The following is a 23,302-nucleotide window of genomic DNA, read 5'->3' as shown; positions in this document are numbered from 1 at the left end:
GTCGGCGCGGTCAGCACGCGTGGGCCGCGCCGGTGAATCGGGCGGTCAGCCAGACCGGGTCGACGATGGCCGAGCCGATCACGACGGCATGCGCGCCCGCGTCGAAGGCGGCGCGTACGTCGTCCCGCGTCCAGTAGCCGCGCTCGGCGACGACCGGCACCCCGGCGGCGGCCACGAGGGTCTCCACGAGGCCGAGGTCGGGCAGAGGGCCGCTGTTCGCCTTGGCGGGACAGCCCATCGTGGAGGAGCTGACCAGGGCGGCGCCCGCCGCCACGGCGGTGCGCGCGTCCTCGATCCCGGGCACCACCGCCTTGACCGGCCTGCCCAGCGCCACGAACGACCCGACCAGTTCGAACAGGTCCTGCCCGTCGTGGCGGCGTGCCGCCGAGTCCTCTTCCAGGTCGACCCCGTCAGCACCGGCGTCCACGAGGGCGGCGGCGTGGGCCGGCGTCGGGGTGATGCGGACCACCCCGCCATGCGCGCCATCGATGTTCACGGCGAGCACGGGGAAGCCGGGGACGGCGCGCTTCACGGCGCGTACGGCGACGGCGCCGCCGGCCTGCGCGGCGACGGCGAGCCGGACGACGTCGCCGACGTCCTGCCAGGGGGACCTCGGCGACGGAGTCAGCGAGACGATCAGCCCGCGGGGGACGGGGTTCATGCCGCGTAGTGCTCTCCGTTGACGAGGACACGCTCGACGGCGACGTTCTCGTCGGTCACGATCAGGTCGGCCGGGCCGCCGAGGGTGAGTTCCCCGATCCACATCCGCCGCGACAGCTCCATGACCGAGTGCCCCTCCGCGCACTCCAGCACGATCCGCGACCGCTGAGCCAGAGCCTGGGCCGTCGAACGACGACGCAATCAGCCCCCCCCCCCCCCCCCCAGCACAGCACAGCACAGCCCGTTGGGCATCGGTCACCGACAACGGCGGAATCTTCGGACCTGGACGACTCATACCGAACCAACGCCGAACCTCAGACTCAGGTCACTAGGGGGTGTCTTGTCGATCATTGGTCGAGGCAGATGGGTGTGCTGGCGGGGGTGATGGCGGCGAGATAGCGGTCTGGGCGTGTGTCGTAGCGGGTAGCGATGGTGCGCCATTGCTTGGGGCGGTGGAAGCGGCGTTCGACGGTGTTGCGTCGCCGGTGGGTGGCCCTGTCGAACCGGCGGGGCCGTTCGCGGTGTCGTCTGCGTGCGGCGAGTTGGTCGGCGCGTTCGGGGGTCGTCGCCTTGATCCCACGTCGGCGGAGGTAGGCCCGGAAAGTGCGGGCCGGGTGGCCCTTGTCGGCGACGACGTGGGCGTGCCGGGTCCGGGGCCTTCCCGGACCGGGCCGCGGCACGTGGACCCTGCTGATGACGGCTTCGGCCCGGGTGCGGTCGTTGCGGTCGCCACCGGTGACCAGGAAGGCCGGGGAACGGCTGCGGCCGTCGCAGGCGAGGGGGATTTCGCTGGTCGGCCCGCCGCGGGAGCGTCCCGGTCCGCGATCTTCGAGCCCCCTTTGGCGGCCGCGTGCTGGCGGGCACGGACGATCGTGGAGTCGATCACGACCAGCCGGTCCACCTCCGCCCGCGTCCGCGCTGCGGCCGGCAGGCGGTCGAACGTGCCGTCGGCGGCCCAGCGGGCGAACCGTCCGCGGACGGTCTGCCACGGGCCGAACCGCTCGGGCAGGTCCCGCCAGGGCAGCCCGGTGTGGACGTGAACACGACGCCCTCAAGGACCTGGCGGCGATCCCGCCACCGGCCACGAGCCCCGCCAACCGGCGGCGCGACAACGGCACGATCACCACTCACGCAGCGTCACAAATCTCCCCATCTCTCACGACCGGACCAACGATCCGATGATCGGAAGACACCCCCTAGGTCCGGTCGAGCCACCGGACGAGTTCGGTGCGGGAGCGGATGCCCAGGGTGGCGAAGACGTTGCGCAGGTGGTGGTCGACGGTGCGGGGGCTCAGCGACAGGCGCAGGGCCACCTCGCGGTTGGTGGCGCCCTCCGCCACACAGCGGGCGATCCGTTGTTGTTGGGGGGTGAGCGTGCGCAACGGGGCCGCGCCTCGGGGGCGTTCGCCGTGGGGGTCGGGCACCGTCTCGCCGGCGGCGCGCAGTTCGCCGCGTACTCGGCCCGACCAGAGATCCGCGCCGCAGCGTTCGAAGGCGATGAGGGCGTCCCGCAGCGGGCCTCTGGCCTCGCGGGTCCTGCGACGGCGGCGGAGCCAGTGACCGTGGAGGAGTTGGGTACGGGCGCGTTCGAAGTCCCCGGGCGCGTGCTCGTGGCGGCGCAGCGCCTCCTCGTACCACCGCGCGGCCTGGCCCGCCGGGGCCAGCAGGGCCTGGCAGCGGGCCAGTTGGGCAGGGGCCTGCGGGTCCGCGGTGTGGGCCGCCCAGACGGTGAACTCCTCGACGGCGGTACGGGCGTGCGGCTCGGCGCCCTGTCCTGCCAGTACGAGGGCCTCGATGTAACAGGGCACGGCCGGCATCCGGGCGGCGAAGTGGCCGCCCCGGGGGCCCTGTCCGACCAGCGGTGCCAGGCGCGCGGCGGCCTCGGCGCACCGGCCCTCGGCCAGCTCCGCGCGAGCCACGGCCCAGCCCGCGAGCGTGGCGGCCTGGGTGAGCCCGTGGGGTCCGGCTCCGGCCAGCGCGGCGCGCGCGTGGGTCGCGCAGAGGCCGGCGTCGCCCTCGACGGAGGCGGCGAGGGCGAGTACGGCGTGCAGGTGGGCGACGGCGTTGCACTGCCCGAGCCGTCCGGCCACGGCCAGTCCCTCCCGGGCGTGGGCGCGGGCTCGCGCGTGGCGCCCGGCGCGCAGTTCGCCGTAGGCGAGGTGTTCCAGCGCCTGGGGCAGCAACGCGTCGGCCCCTCGGGCGCGCACCAGGGCCAGGGCCCTGGCCCCCACGCGGCAGGCGGTGTCCACCTCGCCCAGCACGAGGGCGGCGACACCGGCCCTCAGCAGCGCCGCGGGGTCACTGGGCCCGCCGGGCCCCGCGGGCTCCCCGAGATCCGCTGGATCCTGGGAGTTGCCGGGCTCTACGGGCTCACCCGGGCGGACGTCTTGCCGTGTGCCCGGTCGTGTACGGGCGTTGAGGCTCGCGCCCTGTTCTGCGTCGGTCGCTGTGCCGCCGCTCTCCGCGCCGATGGTCTCGTCTCTTCTCGCGCGGGTCCGCGAGCCGGTCCGAGCCCGGGTCCCGGCGTCCTCCCCGGGACCGGTGAGGAGCGGCGAGCCGATCCCCTCGCCGATCCGGGGGACGATCGGCGCATCGATCCGCCGGGGCCGGGCACCCTCGGCGGGCGGCGCCGCCCCGGTCCAGGACTCGACTGCGTCCGTGCTGGCGTCGTCCGCTCCGCCTTGCCACAGGCCCACCCTGGTCACGGCGCCCGAGCCACCGTCGCACGCTCCGCCCTCCCACGAGCCCACCCCGGTCAAGGACCTGCGGTCGCCCCAACCGGCGTCGTCCGCTCCGCGCTCCCACGGGCCCGCCCCGGTCACGGCGCCCGAGCCACCGTCGTACTCTCTGCCCTGCCACGGGCCCGCCCCGGCCCAGGACCCACGCTCGCCCCAGCCGGTGTCGTCTGCTCCGCCTTCACACGGACTCGCCCCGGTCAAGGGCCCGCTCTCGCCCGAGCCGCCCTCGTGCGCTCGGCCCTCCCACGGCCCAGCCCCGGTCCTGGACCCGCGCTCGCCCGAGCCGCCGTCGTCCCCTCCGCCCTCCCACGGCCCAGCCCCGGTCCAGAGCCCACGCTCGCCCGAGCCGCCGTCCTCCGCTCCGCCCTGCCACGGGCCCAACCCGGTCAAGGACCCGCGCTCGCCCGAGCCCCCCTGCCCCGGCCCGCGTGCCGGGGCAGGGCCGGAGAGCCGTTTCTGGGTACGGAGGCCCCACCGGGCCCGGGCGCTCTCGGGGGCCGTGTCCGCTCCTCCGACGCCACCTGCCGGGCGGACAGCCCCGCCCCCGTCGGGCGCCGGACCCGGAACGCCGTCGGGGCCGGTGGTCTCGTGGGGGCGCCGGTCTCCCAACGCGTCCACGTACCTCCGCAGCAGCGCGTGTCCCTCCCGCGTGCGGCCGGCCAGGACCGCCGACATGCCCGTGCGGTACGACTCCAGTACCGGGTCGGCCGGTTCGGGACGTATACGGTCCAGCGCCTCGCGGCAGGCCGGTGCGTCGCCCATCGCCCAGGCCGCCTCCGCCGCTCCCAGCAGCGCGCTCACCGCCCGGTCCGCGTCGTGCGCGGGGAGCAGGTCCGCCGCCGTGAGCAGGGTTTCCCTGGCGTCGGCCGCGGGCCCGTCGTGCAGGGCGAGCAGCCCGCGTACGTAGTGGGCTCGGCCCGGCGGCGGTACGGTCCGTACCCGCGCCAGCAGGAGGCGCGCCTCGCCGGGCCGCCCGGCCAGCCATGCCTGCTCGGCGGCGGCGGCCAGGCGCGCGCCGCGCAGGACCTCGTCCGCCGTGAGCCCGGCCGCGCGGACCAGCGCGGCAGCCCGGTCGGCGTACGGGCGGGGCGGGGCGGCGGCGCGTGTCAGCGCGTGCGCCAGCGCCGCGTCGGGTCCCGCCGCCGCGCAGGCGGCCTGGACCAGGCGCGGCAGCGCTTGGTGCGGGTCGTCCAGGACGCCGGCCAGGGTGCGGTGTACGGCGCGGCGCCGGGCCGGGGGCGCCGTGCGCAGGACCGCCGTACGCAGCAGCGGATGGGTGAAGCGGACCCTGCCGCCTGCGCTGCGTACGACTCCCGCGTGCTCGGCGGGCGCCAGCCCGCCCGCGCGGATCCCGGCCGACCTGCCGGCTCTCAGCAGCAGTACGGCGTCCGCGCCCGCCCCGTCGGGTTCGTGCTCGGCCGCGGCGGCGGCGAAGAGGAGCAGGGCGCGGGTGTCGGCGGGCAGTGTGTCGAGACTGGCCGCGTAGGCGTCCAGCAGGTCCTCACCGCCGGGGAGCGGCCGGGGCAAGGGCTGTTGGCCGGAGAGTTGCGCGGTGGTCAGGTGTCCGGCGAGGGCGGTGAGCAGCCGGGGGTTGCCCGCGCCCTCGCGGCGCAGCTCCTCCCGTACCGCCGGGTCCAGTTGCCGTTCCGTCAGCTGATCCAGCAGCGCGGTGGCCGCGTCGTCGTCCAGGGGGCCGAGGCGCAGCGCCGGGAGTCCGGCGAAGGTGTCCGCGCCCGGTCCGTGGTCCGCCACCGTGAGCAGGACGGCGACCCGGCCGCGGGCCGGCAGCCTCCGGGCCGCGAAGGCGAGCGCGGCGCGGGAGGCGGGATCCCAGGCGTGCGCGTCGTCCACCAGGACGAGGAGCGGTTCGCGGGCGCCCAGATCGGTGAGACGGCCGAGCAGGGCGGTCCCGGCGGGCCCCGCCCGTACCCCGGCGCCGAGCGGGAGGGGCAGCGGCACGGGTGACCGCAGGGGCGCGGGCGGCGCTGAGCACAGGAGCGCGTGCAATCCGCTGTACGGCAGGAGCCGTTCGGCCGCGGCGGCCTCGGCGCGCAGGACCGTACCGTCCGCGCGTGCGGCGGCGGTGTGGTCCAGCAGTGCGGTGCGGCCGAGGCCCGGTGGGGCGGTCAGGACGAGCGTTCCGCCGTGACCGGCCTTCAGGCGGTCCAACAGCGTTCCCAGGATGGCGAGTTCACCGCTCCGGCCGTACAGCGGACGCGAACTACGCACGGTCGTCGATGAGTTCATCTCCGTGACGTTACTTGCGCGTAACGGACGCCGGAAGGCCCGCGTCCACGGGCGTGGGGCCCGTGGCGCGGGTCTTGGGCGCCGACCCAGCCGGGCCGGCGCCCTGCTGTGCGCCGGCACAGCCGAACGGACGGTGGGTCAGGGGAACGGATGGTGGGTCAGTGGCGCGGACGGTGGGTCAGGAGTGCGGGCAGTTGCCGCGGTACTCCTCGATGGTCAGGCTCGGCCTCGGCAGCGGGCAGAGGAACTGCTCGTACCGGGTGTCGTCGTCGATGAACCGCTTCAGCCACGAGATGCTGTACTTCGCGATCGTGGTGTCGGAGGAGTTCGGCGTGAAGTGCGTGGCGCCGTTGAGCTCCAGGTAAGCCTTGTCCAGCGAGCTGGGCAGCGAGGTGTAGAACGGCTCCGAGTGCGTGGACACGGGCGCGACCGTGTCCCCGTCCGCCCCGATGATGAGGGTGGGCGTACGGACCTCGGGCCAGGACTTGTCGGTGTTCCAGCCGGTCAGCGGGATGGCCGCCTGGAGGGACGGCCGGCTCTTCGCGGCCTCCAGGGTGCCGCCGCCGCCCATCGAGTGGCCCATGACGCCCAGACGCGCGGAGTCGATGCGGGTGCGCACCGACGAACGCTCCGTCAGGTAGTCGAGCGCGGCGAGCAGTTGGCGCCCCCGGCTGTCCGGCTGGTCGAGGGTGGAGTTGGTGTCGATCGTGAAGACGACGAACCCCTGGGAGGCGAGCCGGGGGCCGAGCCACGAGATGCTCGACTGGGTGGCGGTGAAGCCGGGCGAGATCACGACGGCCCCGAACGTGCCGTCCGCGGTGCTGGTGGGGTAGTAGACGGTCCCGCCGCCGAAACCGGTGACGCTCAGCGAGGAGACGGAGGTCTGCGAGACGGCGTAGGAACCGCGGGCCGCCTCGATGCTGGACACGGAGGGCGCGGGACCACGCTCGTACGGGTTGGCGGCCGCCTGGGCCCCGGCGGTACCGGGAACCAGCGCGGCGATCAGCGCGGCGGCGGTGACCCCACCGGCCCACAGCGTACGCGGGCCGGACCGGGAGCGAAGACGAGAACGGAGGCGGGGACGAACTGGCGTACGGGCGTCGGAGAGCGGGTGCACTGGGGGGCCTCTCGATCGAGGCGGGACCACTCCGGACCCTCGGACGGACCGGGTGGACGCCGCCGTACGGACTGACGGAGGCCACTGTCACCGGCCGAACGACGTCCCGGCATCGGCGAGTTCACCGGTCTTCGCGGAAGCCGCCGCACGGGGCGTCGCCGCGCGGAACGAGCCGGTGGCCACGCGCAGACCGGCGCCGGACAGTGACGCCCCAGCCTGTGGCGTCGGAGGTGAAGGCGGCGGCCGGGCCATCTCATTGGCCCCCGGGGCCGCTCATATGGTGGGATCACCGGAACGCCGAACGCGGGTGGACACGGTCGGTGTCCCGGGGCCCGGTCGGGTGAACGGGGCCGGAGCCAACAGCCCGGCTGGGGAGTGGGGGATCGTGGGAACACCCGGTGTCGCCGTGCGGCAAGTGGAGTCGTGCCCGGAATGCGGATCCGGAATGCCGGTGAATCGCGGGTTCGTGACCTGGTGTGCCGCGTGCGACTGGAACGTCGATCCCGGCGCGCCCGCGCCCGCGGCCGGCCGTGTCGACGCCCTGCGCCGGCGCCTGGCCCGGCGCCACGGCCAGTGGCTCGCGGACGAGATGGCTCGCGGTGAGAGCCTGCGCCCGCATCGCGACGCGTCCAGTGTCCTGGCCTACCTCGTCGCGCTGGCCGTCCACGCCGGCACCGTGATGCTGGCGGCCGTGGGCGCGGTACTGATCGTCACGGGTTGGGAGACGGTGATCCAGCCGATGCTCGGGATCGGGTTCCTGCTGCTGGCGGTGGCCGTACGGCCCAGGGTCGGCCGCCTCCCCGAGGACGTACCGGTGCTGACCCGGGACGACGCGCCCCGACTGTTCGCTCTCGTCGACGAGGTCGCGGCGGTCGTCGGCACGACAGGTGTCCACCGGGTGGTCGTCCTGCCCGACGCGAACGCCGCCGTCGGCTCGTACGGAGTGAGAGGCCACCGCGTGCTGTACGTCGGGCTCGGCCTGTGGGAGATCCTCACGCCCGCGCAGCGGGTCGCGCTCCTCGGCCACGAACTCGGTCACTACGCACACGGCGACACACGCCGATCGAACGTCGTCGGCACGGCCCTGCGGACGCTCGCCTTCCTGGTGGACGTACTGACGCCGGAGACCCCCCAGGGTTTCCTGGCCCGTATCGGGGCGGTGATGCTGCTCACGCTGCGCGCGGCGGTACTGGGCATCCTCGTCCTTCTGGACCATCTGACACTGCGGGCGTCCCAACGCGCCGAATACCTCGCCGACGCGGCGGCCGGCCGGGTCGCCTCCCCGGCCGCCGTCGTCGAGCTGATGGATCTCCTCCTCGTCAGCGACACCGTCCGGGACAAGCTGCGCCGGGAGTCGGTGCTCGCACACACCCGTATCGGGGGACACCGTCCGCGCGACGCCGAACAGGGCTTGTGGGAGCGGCTGGCCGCGCAGACCGGTGCCGTCCCTCCCGAGGAGTACGAGCGGCTGCGCCGGGCCGGTGAACGGCGCGGCCACAGCGCGGACTCGACGCACCCGCCCACCCATCTGCGCCGGCGACACATGGCCGAGGCCGAACAGGGCCGGGCGCGCGTGACGTGTGACGACACCGCCGCGCGGGCCATCGCGGCGGAGCTGGCCCCGGCGCGAGCGAGCACGGCACGGCATGTCATCCGGGATTACGCGGGCTGAGCCCCTCCCCCGCACCCGGGCCCATCCGGTTCGTACGGTCCGTACGGTCCGCTGTCCGGATGCTGTACGAAGAGGGGTGTGAACGAACCGACTCGGCCCGCGACCATTCGTGTGTTCCTCGCCCTCGCACCGCCGGACCACGCGAAGGAGGAACTCGGACGGGCGCTCCGTTCCGCGTACGACACGCACCCTGACATGCGGTGGAACCGTATCGAGGACTGGCACGTCACTCTGGCGTTCCTCGGGGAGCTGGCGGCCGAGACGGTCCCGGTGCTGCGGGGGCCTCTCGCCGGCGTCGCGGTACGCCACCGGCCGCCCCGCCTGGCGCTGCGCGGCAGCGGGAACTTCGACGACCGGGTGCTGTGGAGCGGGCTCGACGGCGACCTCGACGCACTGCACGCGCTCGCCGCCGACGCGCGTACCGTCGTCAAGGAGTGCGGTGTCGTCTTCGAGGACCGGCCTCTGCGTCCCCATCTGACGTTGGCTCGTGCGCGTCGGGGAGATCAGTCCTCGGTGGGGGAGATCGCCGAGACGTTCGCCGGATTCACCGGCCGCCGGTGGTCGGCCGAACGTCTGCACCTGGTCGGTAGCAACGCCGGCCGCAGCCGGGGGCCGATCCACTACCGCGACATCGAGGCGTGGCCCCTCGGGCGCACGGACTCGGGCGGATCCCGGGACCTGATGTGATCATCCCGGATCTCCCACGGAGTGCTCCCACGGAGTGCCCGGGGTCCCGGCCGGGCCGGCCGCGTGAGGGCCCGGGAGAGCGGCGCGGACGTTTCTGAGGTTTAACCGGCGGCGTACGGGCGAGGCGAAAGGTGTCCAGCGATACTCGACGAGCACGGCAGGACGTGAGCACGATGAAGGACAACGAGAAGACCGAGGCGAAGGTCGAGCAGGCCAAGGGCAAGGTCAAGAAGGTCGCCGGCCGTACGGTCGGCAACGAGCGCATGACGGCCGAAGGCCGCGCCGAGGAGTCGAAGGGCGACATGCGGCAGGCGAAGGAGAAGGTGAAGGACGCCTTCAAGCACTGACGCCCAGGATGGACCGGCGCGCCCGCTAGAGGGCACGCCCGGCGTGGGAGGGGCCGACCAGCACTGCTGGTCGGCCCCTCCCACGTTGTCATGCCCGGTGTGGTGGTGCCAGGTGGTTTTTTGCCGGGTGTTGTGGTGCCACGTGGTCGGCCCGGCCTCCGCCGACACATCGCCAACCGTATCGGCAGCCTCAGCCGTCACAGCCGTCAAGCCGCCCCCGCGTCCGGCACCGCGAAAACACACTCGACAGCGTTCTCCGCGCGGTGGCCAAAACACGTCCGACGGAATCCCGAGGACGCCCGGTGGATACCACGGCATCAAGATCAGGAAATTCGCCCGCACTATTTCCGCGTGCAATTCTTCGGCCTGTCAAAAATTGACCGGAGATGTTTCGCTTTTATCCATCGGTTGACAGGTCTCTGCCTTGCCAAGCCTATTGACAACCCTATCATTAAGGGCCGATTATAGGGCATCGTCACGACCGGAGGGGGGACGGGGGGTCCCGGCATTCTAGTCCGCATTCGATGCTCGCGATCCCCCTATATCATCATGAGCCAAACCGCGCAAGCAATCGGACAAATGAAGTTCACGGACCGGATCGTCGAGTCGCTTCGACCGATTCAGCAGACGCTGCCGATCGTCGCGATCCCCCGCGGCAGCCACATATACAACTGCACGGAAAACGACCGGAGCCTCTATCTGGTGAAGTCGGGCCAGGTCAAGACCGTGATCGTGACGTCCACGGGTAAGCGATGTTTACTCGATCTCTACATCGCCGGCGAGATTTTTGGAGAACTTTGCATGACGCGGATCAGCCGCGTCGAAACCGCCGTCGCCATGGCGGACACCGAGCTGATCAGAATTCCGTACAGCAAATTCTTCGACATGCTGAACGCGGGAGGTCTCCTCGAAGAATTCGCCGAGCACCTGGCCAATCGCCTCTCGGAACGCCAGCGGGTGATTGTCGACCTCGTCACCTTAGAAAGCGAGTTACGGTTGGCAGCCAGACTGCTCCAGCTCTCACACCGTTTCGGGCAGACCCATCAACGGGGGTTGAAGATCGGCGCCCGGCTCACCCAGGAAGAACTGGCGGAGATGGTGGGCACGACGCGGTCCAGGGTCGGGTATTTCCTCAAGAGGTTCCGTGAGGCGGGGCTTCTGGAATCCAGCAACGGCTGGATCACCATACGCAACGAGGCAAACCTCGCCGGATACATAGAGGCGCGGCTCGGCCTCAGCGGCGTCGTCGCTTAACAGCTGTCCGAGGATCCGACTCCGGTTCTTGTGGGACTCCGACACCGGGAACGACCCCCGAGCCGGCTTCGCCGGGACGGTGGCCGCTCCCGGATCGTCACACCGCCCGGGCGGCGGGGAGATGGCGCAACCGTCCGTCGGCCACCTGCGCGATCCGGCCGCCGATACGCTCCACCACCAGCCGGTCGTGCGTCACCACGACCAGCGCCACTCCGAGCTCCCGGCACAGCTCGTCGAGCAGCGCGAGAACGGAAAGCGCGGTCGTCCGGTCGAGGGCGCTGGTGATCTCGTCGCACAGCAACACGTCGGGGCGGGCGGCCAACGCCCGTGCCAGAGCGACCCGTTGACGTTCGCCGCCGGACAGCGCGGCAGGCCGCCGGCTCAGATGCTCGGCCCCGAGGCCGACCCGTTCGACCAGCCCCAGTGTCTCCGCCTCCACCCGGTCCGCCGGTACGAGCCCGAACTGGCGCAGGGGGCGTCCGACGATCCTGGCCACGGTCTGCCGGGGATTGAGCGAGTCGTACGGATTCTGCGGGACGAGTTGCAGCAGCCTGCGCTGGAGCGGGCTCCTCCTGCCCACCTGTCCCGCCAGCACCTCGCCCGCCATCCGGACCTCGCCGGCGGTCGGTACCACCAGACCCGTGATCGCCCTCAGCAAGGTGCTCTTCCCGCTGCCGGAGGCGCCCACGACACAGAGGCGGCCGCCCGCGGGGACGGTCAGCGTGGCGTCCGAGAAGATCCGGCCCGCGCCGGGGCGGTCGGCGCAGAGTCCCACGACCGACAGCGGCGCCACGTTGTTCAGCGCGTCATCCGCCGCGTCGTCCGCCGTGCCATCCGCCTCAGATGCCTCGGCCAGCTCGTATGTATCGGTTGCATCGGTCTGCTTGTCCGTTTTATCCAGTTCGTCGAGTTGCGGGCCGGAGCTCACGACCCGGCCGCCGCTCATCACCACGACCATGTCCGCGGCCCGCGCGACGGCGTCGAGGTCGTGCGAGATGAGCAGGACGGCGGTGCCCGCCTCGCGGCACAGGGCGACCACCTCCATCACCAGCCGGGCCGTGTTCTGCGGGTCGAGCGCGCTGGTCGGCTCGTCGAGGACCAGCAACCGTGGCTCACGGGCCAGGGCCACCGCGATCGACAGCCGCTGGAGCTGGCCGCCGGACAGCTGGTGCGGCTTGCGGGCCAGGAACGCCGGATCGTCGGGCAGCGCGACGCGGCGCAGCGCCGACCTGGCCCTCTCCAGCCGTTCGCCGGCCGGTACGCCCAGGGCGCGCAGTTGTTCGCCTATCTGGTCGGCGACCTTCAGGTTGCCCGGCAGCGAGGTGCGCGGGTCCTGGGCGACGTAGGCGACGGAGCGTGCCCGCAGGCGGGCGAGTTCGCGGCGGCCGAGGCCCGCCAGGTCGGTCCCGAAGAGCCGGGTGGTACCCGAGGTGCGTTCCAGGCCGGGGTTGGTGTGTCCGAGCAGGGCCAGCGCGGTGCTGGTCTTGCCGCTCCCCGAGTCGCCGATCAGGGCGACCACCGTCGCGGCGGGCACCGTGAGGTCGACGCCACGGACGGGCTCCAGGCCGGTGCTGGTGGCCCGCAGGCGCAGGCCTCGTACCGTCGCGGCCGTGTCCGGCACCTCCTCGGACCTCTCCTCGCGCGCGGCCTCCGGCCCGGTCCGGGTGGCCGGCGCCGACACGGTGGCCGGTACGGCGCTCCCGCGCGCCGGGCCGCGCCTGCGCCGGGGCGCCGGGGAGAAGCCGAGGCTGTCGGAGAGCCGGCCCACCGTCAGCAGCAGGGCGAGCAGGAGGGCGGCCGGTGCCAGGACGGCCATCGGCTGGAGGGTCAGGCCGCCTTGGTTCTCCATGATCATCAACCCCCAGTCGGGGGTGGGTGGTTGGGCCCCCAGGCCGAGGAATCCGGCGGTCGCGACCGCGTAGGCCGTACCGGCGAAGCGCACGCTGGCGTCGGCGGCCAGGGTCCTGAGCAGGTTGGGCAGTACTTCGCGGGCCAGGATCGCCGCGGTCGACTCGCCCCGGGCCAGGGCCACTTCGACGTAGTCGTGGGCGAGGATCTGGGTGGTGGTGGCCCGTACGATCCGCGTGATGTCGGGCAGCATCACCGCGACCACGGAGACGGCGACCCCGAGCAGGCCGGGCCCGGTGCCGGTGGCGATCACCGCGATCAGCACCAGCGGCGGCAGGCCCATCAGCACGTCGGCGCAGCGCAGGATCAGTGTGGCCACGAAGCCGCCGCGGTAGGCGGCGAGCATGCCGGCCGTCACCCCGATGAGGTAGGCGACCAGCAGGACCGCGACGGAGAGCAGGACGAGAGTCCGGCCCCCGGAGAGCACCCGGCTGAGCACGTCCGCGCCAAGGTGGTCGGTGCCCAGCGGGGTGTCGGCGCTGCTCGGGGCGTACGGCATCCCGGCGCCGACCCGGGGGTCCTTGGGGGCGAGCCACGGACCGCACAGGGTCAGGGCCACCAGCAGGCCGAACACGATCGCCGCGACCGGCCGCCGGCGGGCCGGGGCCTCGCGGGGCGGGGCTCCGGCCGGTGCGGGCGGTTCGGTGACCGGGTAGGAGACGAGGGTCACTGGGGAATCCTCCTCAGGGGGTCGAGCAGCGTGCCGAGCACGTCTCCGAGCAGATTCGCCAGTACGGTCACCAGCGCCACGAGCAGGGCGACGGCCTGGACGGTCGGTACGTCGCGGCCGGCGGAGGCCTGGACCAGTACCGAGGCGATCCCCGGGAAGCCGAACAGGGTCTCCGCGACGAGGGCCCCGCCGACCAGCAGGGACAGATAGCGCGCCAGGAGCGGGATCACCGGCGGGAGGGCGGCGGGCAGGACGTAGCGCAGGATCAGCCGGTGCTCCGGCACGCCGTTGAGGCGCGCGGTGGTGACGGCGTCCCCGGTCGCCACCTCGACCACGCCGGCCCGGACCAGGCGGGCGTTGTGGGCGAGGCAGCCGACCAGCAGGGTGACCACCGGCAGGACCAGGATGCCGGGGTTGCCCAGCAGCCCCTCGCCGGGGCGGAGCAGGGAGACGGCCGGCAGCAGGTCCAGCTGGACGGCGAACACCAGGACCAGGATCGTGCCGGTGACGAACTCCGGGACCGACAGCAGGGTGAGGGTGGTCGCCGAGATCATCCGGTCGGGCAGTCCGCCGGCGCGCAGCCCCGCCCAGATGCCCAGGCCGACGGCGAGCGGTACCAGCAGGGCGAGGGTCACCCCGGCCAGGACCAGCGAGTTGCCGACCCGGGCGGCGACCAGGTCGGAGACCGGGGTGCCGGAGACGTACGAGGTCCCCAGGTCGCCGCGCAGGACGGCGAGCAGCCAGTCGCCGTACCGGACCAACGCGGGCCGGTCCAGGCCGAGTTCGGCGCGGCGGGCGGCCACGGTCCCGGGGGCGGCGTCGGGCCCGAGGGAGGCGGCGGCCGCGTCGCCGGGCGCGGCTTCGGTGGCGACGAAGACGATCGCGGAGACGGCCGCCAGCACCAGGACGCCGGTCAGGAGCCGTCTGGTCAGGAGAGACCGCAGCGACCCCTGGCCGGAGCCAGGAGTCGCGGGGGCTTCGAGTATGTTGTCGGTCATGCCAGGTAGGCGTCTCGGAAGCTCGGGAACGTCGGGTAGCCGAGCGATTTGACGCCGTGCACCTTGGGGGTGGCGGCGGCCAGGACCGGCGCCTTCGCCCAGACCAGGTCGCCGCCCTCCTCGTAGAGGTAGTGCTGGATGTCGCCCACCGAGCTTCTGCGCTGCTCGTCCGAGACCGCGGACCGGACGTTGGTGACGAGGTCGTCGATCTTGGGGCCCGCGACGCCGGTGAAGGGCAGCAGCGCGTCCGTACCGTAGAAGAACAGTACGTCCAGCGGCAGCGGCCTGGGCTTGCGGTTGGCGGACTGGAACGTGGCGCCGATGAACACCTTCGGGTCGGCGAAGAAGTCTCCGGCGGGCACCTTGTCGAGGCCGATGGTGATGCCGGCCTTCTTCGCCTGCTCGGCGAGCACCGCGGCGCCCTCGGCCAGACCGTACTCGTAGTCGCTGGTCCTGATGGTCAGCGAGAGCTTGTCGACGCCGGCCTCCTTGAGGAGACTCCTGGCCTTGTCGGGGTCGTACTGACGCTGTGGCAGATCCTCGGCGTAGAAGGGCAGGTACTTGCCGAAGAGGTCGTTGCCGACCTCGCCGAAGCCGAGGGTGACGCGCTCGACCATCTGCTCGCGGTCGACCGCGTACTTGAGCGCCTGTGCCACCCGGGCGTCCTTGAACGGGTCCTTGCTGCGCTTGAGCATCGCGCCGAAGTTCGGCCACTCCCACTTGGGCGGGATGATCAACTGCACGGCGGCGTTGGCGCGTTCGCTCTTGCCGGCCACGAGCGAGATGCTCGCCGCGTAGTCGATCTGGCCCGCCTTGAGCGCGTTGAGCCGTGCCGCGCCGTCGGCGATGGAGACCAGTTCGAGCTCGTCCAGGTACGGTCCCGCGCTGCCCCAGTAGTCGGGGTTGCGCTTGAGTGTGGCGCCCTGTCCCACCCGGTGCTGCTGGAGGATGAAGGGACCGCTGCCCGGGACCTTGTTGAAGTCCTTGGTGCCCGCCGGGACGATGAAGATGCCCTGGGTGAACACCAGGTCGAGGAAGCCGTGCGGGCGCTTCATCACCAGGACGGCGGTGAGTTCGTCCTTGCGCCGGGCCTTGGGGAGGTCGAGGTCCGCCAGCAGCGGGGCCTGGTTGGCCTGGGTGCTGACGTACGTGCGCAGCGTGAAGAGCACGTCGTCGATGGTGAGCTTCCGGCCGTCGCTGAACCTGACACCGGGGCGTACCTTCAGGGTCCACTCGGTGCCGTCCGCATTGGGCGTCAGGCTCTCGGCGAGCTGCATCTCGGTACGGCCGTCGGCGTCCAGGACGCACAGCTCGTCGTAGATCGCGCGGGCCCGGACGTAGTCGATGGGGGTGTTCGCGGCCTTGAGTACATCGGCGGTCTCGTTGCTGCCCCCGATGAAGGCGGCGCGCAGCTTGCCGCCGCGCTTGGGCGCGCCGGTGGGCTTGTGGTCCGCCGCGGGGGTCTTGTCGTCGTCCGAACCGCAGGCGGTCAGCAGCACCGCTCCCGCGGCGCCCACCGTGATGCCGGTCGCTGTCCGCAGCAGCGCCCGTCTCGACAGTGTGGGCCTTGAGTCCGTCATGGTTCCTCCTAGTTCGCCTTCTGCGCTGGGCCGGGCGCGCCAGGAAGATATCCACTTCAAACGTCCGCGCTCTGCGCAGCATTGAGCATGGAACCGGACGAACCGCCAGGCCACGTTCGCTACCGCGGGACCACGCTCACTTCGGAGCAGAGTGACGCGCGGAGGCGTGCGAATCTGCGCCCCATGACAATCCAGCTTCAGGAGATGCCGGCCGATTTCGACCGAGTGCTGTGTGTGGTCGCCCACCCCGACGACATGGAGTTCGGCGGTGCGGGCGCGGTGGCCGCGTGGACGTCGGCGGGCAAGCGGGTGGGATATCTGCTGCTGACGCGCGGCGAGTCGGGGATCGACGGGATGGAGCCGGCGAAGGCCGCGTCGGTACGGGAGGAGGAGCAGCGGCGCAGTGCGCGGATCGTGGGGGTGGACACGGTGGAGTTCCTGGACCATCCGGACGGCACGCTGGAGTACGGGCTGACGCTGCGTCGGGACATCACGGCGGCGATCCGCCGGCACCGGCCGGAGCTGGTCGTCGGCTACAACCACCGGGACGCCACGCACACCCGGCGCTGGAACACGCCGGACCACCGCAACGCCGGCCGGGCGCTGCTCGACGCGGTGGGGGACGCGGGCAACCGGTGGATCTTCCCGGAGGCGGGCGAGCCGTGGGGCGGGGTGCGGTACGCCGCCATGGTGGGCTCCCCCGAGCCGACCCACGCGGTGGATGTCACCGGTTCCGTGGACCAGGCTGTCGCGTCGCTGGAGGCGCACGCCGCGTACCTGGCGGAGCTGGGGGGCGGGGCCCCGGTCGACGTACGGGCGCCGCTCACGGGGTTGTTCCGGGCGACCGGTGAACGGTTCGGGGGCCGGCTGTCGATCCCGTTCGAACTCGTGGTGGGCTGAGCGTGCTTGGGGGGGCTGCGCATGCGTGAGGGGCTGAGCGTACGTGAGGGGCCGACCGGACCCGTCGCGAACGGGCTCCCGGATGCGCAACTTTGGCCGGACGGCCCGTTAGGGGCTCCCTACGCTTTCCGGTATGGCTGCTATCCCATACACGAAGTACGAGGACGTCGCGCGTGCGCTGGAGTGGCTGACCGAGGCGTTCGGGTTCACCGAACAACAGCGGTTCGCCCACCCGGACGGCCCGGTGTTCCACGCGGAGATGCTGACACGCGCCGGTGATCCGGTGTACCTGGCCGGGCCGGGCGACAGCTACGAGTCGCCGGGCACCACGGGTTACCGCAGCGCGATGGTGTCGGTGGACGTCGAGGACGTCGACGCCCAGTACAAGCGGGCCGAGGCGGCCGGCGCCACCCTGGTCTTCCCTCCCACCGACACCCCGCAGGGCACGCGGATCTGCAAGGTGGAGGACCTCGAGGGGCACGAGTGGTTCTTCAGCCAGAAGCTCACCACCGGCTGACGGCGGACCGACACAGGCAGCGGGCCGGGGGACTCCCCCGGCCCGCTTCCACGTTCCCGTGTGCCCGGTCCGGCCGCCCCGGGCGGGGTGGCCGGACCGGTGGGTCACCAGGCGATCGGCAGGGCTTCCAGGCTGTGGATGACCACGTTGCGCTTCCACGGCAGTTCGCTCTCGGGCACGGCGAGCCGCAGCCCCGGGAAGCGGCGGACCAGTGTGCTGAGGGCGATCCGCATCTCCAGGCGGGCGAGTTGGGCGCCCACGCAGTGGTGGATGCCGTGGCCGAAGCTGGTGTGCGAGCCGGGCTTGCGGGTGATGTCGAAGGTGTCGGGGTCGTCCCAGACCCGGCTGTCGCGGTTGGCCGAGTTGGTGACGGCGATGACGCCGTCGCCGGCCCTGATCGTCTCCCCGCCGATCTCCACGTCCTCGGTGACCACCCGGATCAGTCCGCCGGCCGCGCCGCCCGGGATGTAGCGCAGCAGCTCCTCGACGGTGTCCCCGATCCGCTCCGGCTCGGCGCGCAGCAGCTTCAGCTGGGCGGGGTTGCGCAGCAGGACGAGGACGGCGTTGGCGATCCGGTTCGCGGTGGTCTCGTAGCCGGCCACGATGAGGCCGCCGGCGAAGGAGATCAGTTCGCGTTCGGAGAGCCGGTCGTCGTCGTCGCGGGCGGCGATCAGGACCCCCAACAGGTCGTCGGTGGGGGCGGATCGGCGCTCCTGGACCATCGCCGCCAGGTACCCGATCAGGGCCTCGCGGGCGGCGACGGCGGCCTGGAGCGTGTCGGGCGAGGTCGTGAACATCCGGTCGGACCACTCGCGGAAGCGCCCCTGGTCCTCGCGCGGCACGCCGAGCAGGTCGCCGATGGTGATGATCGGCAGCGGCCCGGAGAGTGCGGAGACCACGTCCCCGCCCGGGCCGCCCTTCTCCATGGCGTCCAGCAGCTCGTCGACGGTGCGCTGGATGCCGGGGCGCATGGCCTCGATGCGCCGTACGGTGAAGGCCGGGGCGACCAGTTTGCGCAGCCGGGTGTGATCGGGCGCGTCCTTGCTGACGATGGACTCGGGGTCGCCCTCGACGCCGGGCATGAAGCGGGGGGCGCCGGAACGCGTGGCCGCCTGCCGGCTGAACCGCGGGTCGCTGAAGACGGTACGGACGTCCTCGTACCGGGTGACGATCCAGGCCGGGTCGCCGCTGGGCAGGGAGACCGGGCAGACCGACCGCTCCTCGCGGAGCCGGGCGTACTCGGGTGACGGGTCGAGCGCGGACCTGATCGGGAACGGGAACGGGCAGCGCTCGGCACCCGTGTCGCTGTCGGTCGGGTGGTCTTCGGTCGGCCGGGTCACACCGGCTCCTTTCGGGTACGCGGGAGCGTGGTGCGCCCGGGCGGGGTGGTCGGAGAGGGAAGCCGGTGCGGGTGTGCGGTCACCGGGGCGGTCACCAGGTGACCGGCAGCTCGTGGACGCCGTGGACGAACATGTCCGTACGGAAGGGGACGTCGTCCAGCGCGACGGCGAGCCGGAGGGTGGGGATCCGGGCGAACAGCGTGGACCAGAGAACCTGGAGCTGGAGGCGGGCCAGCAACTGGCCCAGGCACTGGTGGAGGCCGAAGCCGAAGCCGAGGTGTTCCTGCGCCTCCGGGCGGCAGAGGTCGAGCCGGTCCGGGTCGGGGAAGACCCTCTCGTCCCGGTTGGCCGAGGAGAGCACCACGACCACGCCCTCCCCGGCCCGGACGGTCTGCCCGCCGATCTCGACGTCCTCGGTCGCCGCGCGGCGCAGCCCGTAGTCGATCACCGTCTGGTGGCGCAGCAGTTCCTCCACCGCTCCCGGGACGAGCCCGGGATCCTCGACGAGCGCGGCGAGTTGTCCGGGGTGCTGGAGGAGCAGGAGGGTGCCGACGCCGATCTGGTTGGCGATGGTCTCGAATCCGGCGATCATCAACAGGGTGGCGATGCCGACGAGTTCGTCGTGGGTGATGCCGTCCTCGTCCAGCCGGGCGGCGGCCCGTCCGAGCAGGTCGTCGGTGGGCTCCGCCGTCTTGTCGCGGACCAGGCGGTCCAGGTACGCGCGCAGCTCGTCGCGGACGACCTGGCGGCGGGCCGGCGGCGCCGACTGGTCGCCGATGACCTGGGTGCGCTCCTGGAAGAACTCCCGGTCCCTGTACGGCACTCCGAGGAGTTCGCAGATCACCAGGGTGGGCAGCGGAAGGGCGATCGCCTGGACCAGGTCGGCGGTGTTGCCGCCCCGCAGCATGGTGTCGACAAGACCGTCGACGATGCCCTGGATCGCGGGGCGCAGCTTCTCCAGCCGTTTCGTCCGGAACTCGCCGACGATGGTGCGGCGGAGCCGGGCGTGGTCCGGCGGGTCCATCCGGATGAACGTCCCCGGGCCGGGGGGCCGGACCGTCATCCGGGCGGGGAATCCCTCCCGGGAGAAGTCCGAGCTGAAGCGGTGGTCGGCGAGGACGGCCCGGGCGTCGGCGTGGCCGGTGACCAGCCACACCTCGCTCCCGTCGAAGTCCAGGGTGGTGCGGAAGACCGGCTGTTCCGCCCGCAACCGCGGGTAGACGGGTGCCGGATCGATCGGGCAGGTGCGCGGTACGGGGTACGACGACGGCGGGGTCGAGGCGTCCAAGGGGCGGGTCCTCCTCGTCCAACGGAACGGCTGCCGGGCGGAGTTGCCCGGCAGCCATCCTCATCGTCGGCCGTGCGGGAGTCTGCTCAACTTTGTGCTGGCAGGTCCCGCCCCGCGGACCGGCGGATCACGCGAAGTCGTGGTCCAGCCGGTACTCGGCGTTGCCGCCCTCCTCGTGGGTGGCGGTGAAGCCGCCGCTGCCGGTCAGGCCGGTCAGCTCTCCCGTACCGGAGCCGGGAACGACCGTCCAGGTCACCACGGCGGCGGAGCCGGTGAGTTCGCCGGTGTGCTGGAGCACGAAGCTGCCGGAGCGGCCGCCGAGCTTTCCGGTGATCTGCTCCAGGCCGACGAAGGTGGTCGACTCGTCGCTGCGGTAGAACATCACGTACTCCTGGACGCCCTCCCCCTCGATGTCGCCGGTGTAGGAGTACGTGATGGCGGAGCGGGTCATCTTGCGGCCGTCGGCCTCCGAGATGTCCTGCTCGTCCCAGCTCTTCAGAGCGCGGGTGCCGGTGGCATTGCTCATGTCTGTTTCTCTCCTCAGCGGGCGGTCGTCGAAGGGCGGCGAGGTCACGCGTCGGTGGCGTCGTCCGGTTGTCCAGCATGCCCCGGCTCGTTCCGCGCCGCGAACCAGTCGCGCATTCCGCCTTCGATTCCGGCGACCTGGCGCCAGATCAGACCGTCCTTCAGAACGTATGCGCCGAAGCCGAGTTCGCGTTCGCCGCGCACGCTCATCAGGGCGCGCATGAAGATGGTGTCGTCGGTGTGGGTGTACTCGAGCAGTTGCTCGTAGCGCGCCTGGATGTCCATGTAGCGGCCGAAGGTCTCGCCGATCTCCTCGATGCCGTTGAGCACGCCCTGGAAGCGGACCACCACGGCTTCGGGGTGGTAGGTCTCGATGAGGCCGTCGATGTCCTTGTTCTGGAGGCAGTCGATCTGGCGGACGAAGATCGGGTGGCAGCCCGAGAGGTCCAGTGTTTCCATGGTGTTCTCCTCAGGAAGTGGGTTCGGGGAGTGGGGTCGGGGAGTGGGAGTGGGTTCGGTGAGTGGGTGGGTGAGGTACGGGGGTCCGGGTCCTGGCGGGGAGGTCCAGCCCGTCGCGGAAGAGGGCGAACAGGTCGCCCGGTGTCTCCTTCAGGTAGAAGTGGTCGCCGTCCACGACCCGCAGGCCGAAGCCGCCCCGGGTGGTGTCCCGCCACGCGGCCATCTCGTCCGCCTCGACCTCGGGGTCGAGCCGTCCGACGACGGCCGACACGTCGCAGCCCAGCAGGCCGCCGGGCAGGGGCGTGTACGTCTCGTTCACCTCGAAGTCGGCCCGCAGGCAGGGGGTGAACGCGTTCAGCAGCTCGGGGTGCGAGAGCACCTCGGGCGGGGTGCCGCCCATCCGTGCGACGGCGGCGGTGAACCGGTCGTGCGGCAGGTCGTGCAGCCGGGCGCGGCGGGACGGCAGGTGCGGGGCGCGGCGGGCCGACACGAACAGGTGGCGGGGCTCGCCCCAGCCGCGCGCGGCCAGCTCCCGGGCCACCTCGTACGCGAGGGCCGCCCCCAGGCTGTGCCCGAACAGCGCGTAGGGCCGGTCGAGCAGCGGCAGGAGCCCGTCGCACAGCGGGCCGACGATGTCCGCCATCCGGCGCAGCGGCTGCTCCCTGGAGCGGGATTCCCGGCCGGGGAGGAGGACCGGCCGGATGTCCACGTCCTGGCCGAACTCCCTTTGCCAGGACCGGAATCCGGCCGGGCCGCCGCCGGCGTGCGCGCAGCAGAACAGCCGTACCCCGGCGTCCGGAGCACCGCGCACCTCCGCGGTCCAGCGTCCCGTCACGGTGCTCACCCCTCCGTCCTCGGCCGGCCCGGTGCCGCGGCCAGCAGGATGCTGGTGTTGATGCCCCCGAAGCCGAAGCTGTTCGAGAGGGCGTACGAGAGGTCCGCCGGCCGGGCCGTCCGGCCGGTGAACCGGAGCCCCGGGTCGATCGGCCGGCGCAGGTTGATGTTGGGGTGGACGAAGCCCCCGCGCAGCTGGAGCACGGTGGCGACCGCCTCCACCACGCCGGCCGCGTAGAGGCAGTGTCCGGTGAGTGCCTTGGTGGCGTTGATCCACGGCCGGCCGGGTCCGTCACCGAAGACCTGGCGGAGGGCGGCCGCTTCGGTACGGTCGCCGAGCGCGGAGCCGGTGCCGTGCGCGTTGACGTACCCCACCGCTTCCGGGGCCAGGCCGGCCATCCGCAGCGCGGCGGTCATGACCTCGGTCTCACCCGCCTCGTCGGGGTCGGCCTGGCTGTTGCCGTCCAGGGCGAGTCCGTAGCCCGCGATCCGCGCGAGGACGGGCGCCCCGCGGGCGGTCGCCGACTCCTGGGTCTCCAGCACGAGCGCCCCGCAGCCCTGGCCGGGGACGAATCCCGAGTGGTCCTCGTCGAACGGGCGGCACACCGCGTCCGGTTCCAGCCCCCGCCGGCCGGCGGACATCGCCCCCAGATTGAGCAGCGCCTGGCGTTCCAGCGCGGAGAGTTCGGCGAGGGCGCCGACCACCAGGCAGGCGTCCGCCGCCCCGACGGCCAGCAGCCGGGCCGCGGTGATGATGCCCACGTTGCCGCTGGCGGAGGCCCCGCCGACCGTGCAGCCCTCCCCCGTGATGTCCAACACCTGGCTGAGGACGCCGAGATGGTCGGTGTCGAGCAGGTGCAGCGCGGCCCTGGCCGGTACGTGGGCGCCCCCGCCCGCGAGTTTCGGGTGGAGGCGCTCGGCGTAGCCAGTGGTCAGGTTGTGTCCGGCGACCACCAGTGCGGTACGGCGGGGGGCCGGGGCGCCCGCCGTACCGAGGCCGGCGTGGAGACGCGCCTGGAGGGCGGTGACCAGCGCGACCTGGACCCCGAAGGGCGCCCGGCCGGCCGTGCGCAGTGCGCCGGCCCGTAATCCGGCGGGCAGGCCGGGGACGGCGTCCAGGGCCGTCCGGAGGTCGAAGTCCGGGAGGCCGGCCGCGAAGTGCGGTCCCTGCGGGCCTGCCGCCGCGCACCGGGTGATGCCGCTGCGCCCCGTCCGCAGGGCCTCTTCGAAGGCGTCCGCGCCGGCCGCCACCGCGGTGTGCACCCCCAGGCCCGTCACGACCGCGGGGGCCGTGGCGGTCACGGGCGGTACGTCCGCATCAGGTCCACCAGGGCGCCGAGGTCGGGCAGGCCCTGGAACTCGGCCACCGGTACGTCCAGGCGCAGTTCCTCCAGCGTCAGGGTGACCACCTCGGCGCGGTCGATGCTGTTGCAGCCCAGTTCGGCCATGGACACGTGCCGGGTGACGTGTGCCGGGTCGACCTCGGGAACGACGGCCACGATGTGGCGCCGCAGGGTGTCCAGGACCGTGTACTCGTCGGACTCGTCCATCGGTGTCCTCT

At 72.6% G+C, this 23,302-nt stretch carries 21 protein-coding genes and 1 pseudogene; 6 read left to right on the top strand and 16 right to left on the bottom strand.

The window, feature by feature from the left end:
• Positions 1-10 precede the first annotated feature (10 nt).
• From ACIODU_RS15590 to ACIODU_RS15565, 6 genes and pseudogenes are all read right to left on the bottom strand, one after another.
• Positions 11-661, bottom strand: coding sequence for an N-acetylmannosamine-6-phosphate 2-epimerase (locus tag ACIODU_RS15590; RefSeq protein ID WP_401767851.1), 651 nt, complete (start codon positions 659-661; stop codon positions 11-13).
• Entirely contained in the window at positions 658-861 is a 204-nt protein-coding gene (locus ACIODU_RS15585) for a hypothetical protein (RefSeq protein ID WP_401767850.1), read from the bottom strand. Before ACIODU_RS15585 ends, ACIODU_RS15590 begins: the two co-directional genes overlap by 4 nt.
• 146 nt (positions 862-1,007) lie before the next feature.
• The gene (locus ACIODU_RS15580; RefSeq protein ID WP_401767889.1) at positions 1,008-1,445 is read right to left on the bottom strand and encodes a transposase; all 438 of its coding nucleotides are present in this window, start codon (positions 1,443-1,445) and stop codon (positions 1,008-1,010) included.
• A gap of 155 nt (positions 1,446-1,600) precedes the next feature.
• Positions 1,601-1,687: pseudogene (locus ACIODU_RS15575) on the bottom strand (transposase); the annotation flags it as partial.
• Positions 1,688-1,856: 169 nt separating this feature from the next.
• Positions 1,857-5,645, bottom strand: coding sequence for a LuxR C-terminal-related transcriptional regulator (locus ACIODU_RS15570; RefSeq protein ID WP_401767848.1), 3,789 nt, complete (start codon positions 5,643-5,645; stop codon positions 1,857-1,859).
• Positions 5,646-5,823: 178 nt separating this feature from the next.
• On the bottom strand, positions 5,824-6,681 hold the full coding sequence (locus ACIODU_RS15565) for an alpha/beta hydrolase (protein WP_356428324.1): 858 nt from the start codon (positions 6,679-6,681) through the stop codon (positions 5,824-5,826).
• A gap of 526 nt (positions 6,682-7,207) precedes the next feature.
• Here ACIODU_RS15565 and ACIODU_RS15560 point away from each other — a divergent pair.
• From ACIODU_RS15560 to ACIODU_RS15545, 4 genes are all read left to right on the top strand, one after another.
• Positions 7,208-8,434 (top strand): M48 family metallopeptidase, encoded by a 1,227-nt coding sequence (locus ACIODU_RS15560; protein ID WP_401767847.1) that lies wholly within the window; start codon positions 7,208-7,210, stop codon positions 8,432-8,434.
• A gap of 78 nt (positions 8,435-8,512) precedes the next feature.
• Positions 8,513-9,121 carry an RNA 2',3'-cyclic phosphodiesterase gene (gene thpR, locus ACIODU_RS15555; RefSeq protein ID WP_401767845.1) on the top strand — a complete coding sequence of 203 codons (609 nt, stop codon included), beginning with the start codon at positions 8,513-8,515 and terminating at the stop codon, positions 9,119-9,121.
• Between the two features lie 173 nt (positions 9,122-9,294).
• Complete coding sequence (locus tag ACIODU_RS15550) at positions 9,295-9,468, top strand: CsbD family protein (protein WP_356428326.1); 174 nt, start codon at positions 9,295-9,297, stop codon at positions 9,466-9,468.
• Positions 9,469-10,017: 549 nt separating this feature from the next.
• A complete protein-coding gene (locus ACIODU_RS15545; protein WP_356428238.1) occupies positions 10,018-10,722 on the top strand; it encodes a Crp/Fnr family transcriptional regulator in 705 nt (234 codons plus the stop codon).
• A gap of 97 nt (positions 10,723-10,819) precedes the next feature.
• Here ACIODU_RS15545 and ACIODU_RS15540 read toward each other — a convergent pair whose 3' ends face one another.
• Genes ACIODU_RS15540 through ACIODU_RS15530 form a run of 3 tightly spaced genes read right to left on the bottom strand, consistent with a single transcriptional unit; the run spans position 10,820 to position 15,878 of the window.
• On the bottom strand, positions 10,820-13,300 hold the full coding sequence (locus ACIODU_RS15540; protein ID WP_401767843.1) for an ATP-binding cassette domain-containing protein: 2,481 nt from the start codon (positions 13,298-13,300) through the stop codon (positions 10,820-10,822).
• A complete protein-coding gene (locus ACIODU_RS15535; RefSeq protein ID WP_356428244.1) occupies positions 13,297-14,298 on the bottom strand; it encodes an ABC transporter permease in 1,002 nt (333 codons plus the stop codon). The genes ACIODU_RS15540 and ACIODU_RS15535 overlap by 4 nt, the downstream gene beginning before the upstream one ends.
• Positions 14,295-15,878 carry an ABC transporter substrate-binding protein gene (locus ACIODU_RS15530; protein WP_401767841.1) on the bottom strand — a complete coding sequence of 528 codons (1,584 nt, stop codon included), beginning with the start codon at positions 15,876-15,878 and terminating at the stop codon, positions 14,295-14,297. Before ACIODU_RS15530 ends, ACIODU_RS15535 begins: the two co-directional genes overlap by 4 nt.
• A gap of 183 nt (positions 15,879-16,061) precedes the next feature.
• Here ACIODU_RS15530 and ACIODU_RS15525 point away from each other — a divergent pair, with 183 nt between their 5' ends.
• Both ACIODU_RS15525 and ACIODU_RS15520 read left to right on the top strand, forming a co-directional pair.
• On the top strand, positions 16,062-16,778 hold the full coding sequence (locus tag ACIODU_RS15525) for a PIG-L deacetylase family protein (protein ID WP_401767839.1): 717 nt from the start codon (positions 16,062-16,064) through the stop codon (positions 16,776-16,778).
• Between the two features lie 133 nt (positions 16,779-16,911).
• Positions 16,912-17,295, top strand: a complete 384-nt coding sequence (locus tag ACIODU_RS15520; protein WP_401767837.1) for a VOC family protein — start codon at positions 16,912-16,914, stop codon at positions 17,293-17,295.
• A gap of 104 nt (positions 17,296-17,399) precedes the next feature.
• Here ACIODU_RS15520 and ACIODU_RS15515 read toward each other — a convergent pair whose 3' ends face one another.
• The 7 genes from ACIODU_RS15515 to ACIODU_RS15485 form a co-directional block, all read right to left on the bottom strand.
• On the bottom strand, positions 17,400-18,635 hold the full coding sequence (locus ACIODU_RS15515; RefSeq protein WP_401767835.1) for a cytochrome P450: 1,236 nt from the start codon (positions 18,633-18,635) through the stop codon (positions 17,400-17,402).
• A 91-nt stretch (positions 18,636-18,726) separates the two neighbouring features.
• On the bottom strand, positions 18,727-19,923 hold the full coding sequence (locus ACIODU_RS15510; RefSeq protein ID WP_401767833.1) for a cytochrome P450: 1,197 nt from the start codon (positions 19,921-19,923) through the stop codon (positions 18,727-18,729).
• A 127-nt stretch (positions 19,924-20,050) separates the two neighbouring features.
• On the bottom strand, positions 20,051-20,449 hold the full coding sequence (locus tag ACIODU_RS15505; protein ID WP_401767832.1) for a DUF3224 domain-containing protein: 399 nt from the start codon (positions 20,447-20,449) through the stop codon (positions 20,051-20,053).
• 44 nt (positions 20,450-20,493) lie between these two features.
• Positions 20,494-20,907, bottom strand: coding sequence for a nuclear transport factor 2 family protein (locus ACIODU_RS15500; protein ID WP_356428264.1), 414 nt, complete (start codon positions 20,905-20,907; stop codon positions 20,494-20,496).
• A gap of 10 nt (positions 20,908-20,917) precedes the next feature.
• A complete protein-coding gene (locus ACIODU_RS15495) occupies positions 20,918-21,751 on the bottom strand; it encodes a thioesterase II family protein (protein ID WP_401767831.1) in 834 nt (277 codons plus the stop codon).
• Positions 21,748-23,043, bottom strand: a complete 1,296-nt coding sequence (locus ACIODU_RS15490) for a beta-ketoacyl synthase N-terminal-like domain-containing protein (RefSeq protein ID WP_401767830.1) — start codon at positions 23,041-23,043, stop codon at positions 21,748-21,750. The genes ACIODU_RS15495 and ACIODU_RS15490 overlap by 4 nt, the downstream gene beginning before the upstream one ends.
• Positions 23,040-23,291: a phosphopantetheine-binding protein gene (locus tag ACIODU_RS15485; protein ID WP_356428272.1), complete on the bottom strand. Its 252-nt coding sequence runs from the start codon at positions 23,289-23,291 to the stop codon at positions 23,040-23,042. Before ACIODU_RS15485 ends, ACIODU_RS15490 begins: the two co-directional genes overlap by 4 nt.
• Positions 23,292-23,302: the final 11 nt, after the last annotated feature.

It is taken from the genome of Streptomyces sp. NPDC088261, from assembly GCF_044740805.1.
Lineage (GTDB): Bacteria > Actinomycetota > Actinomycetes > Streptomycetales > Streptomycetaceae > Streptomyces.
Note: the sequence above shows the minus strand (reverse complement) of the source record. Positions and strands in the feature narration are given on the sequence as shown.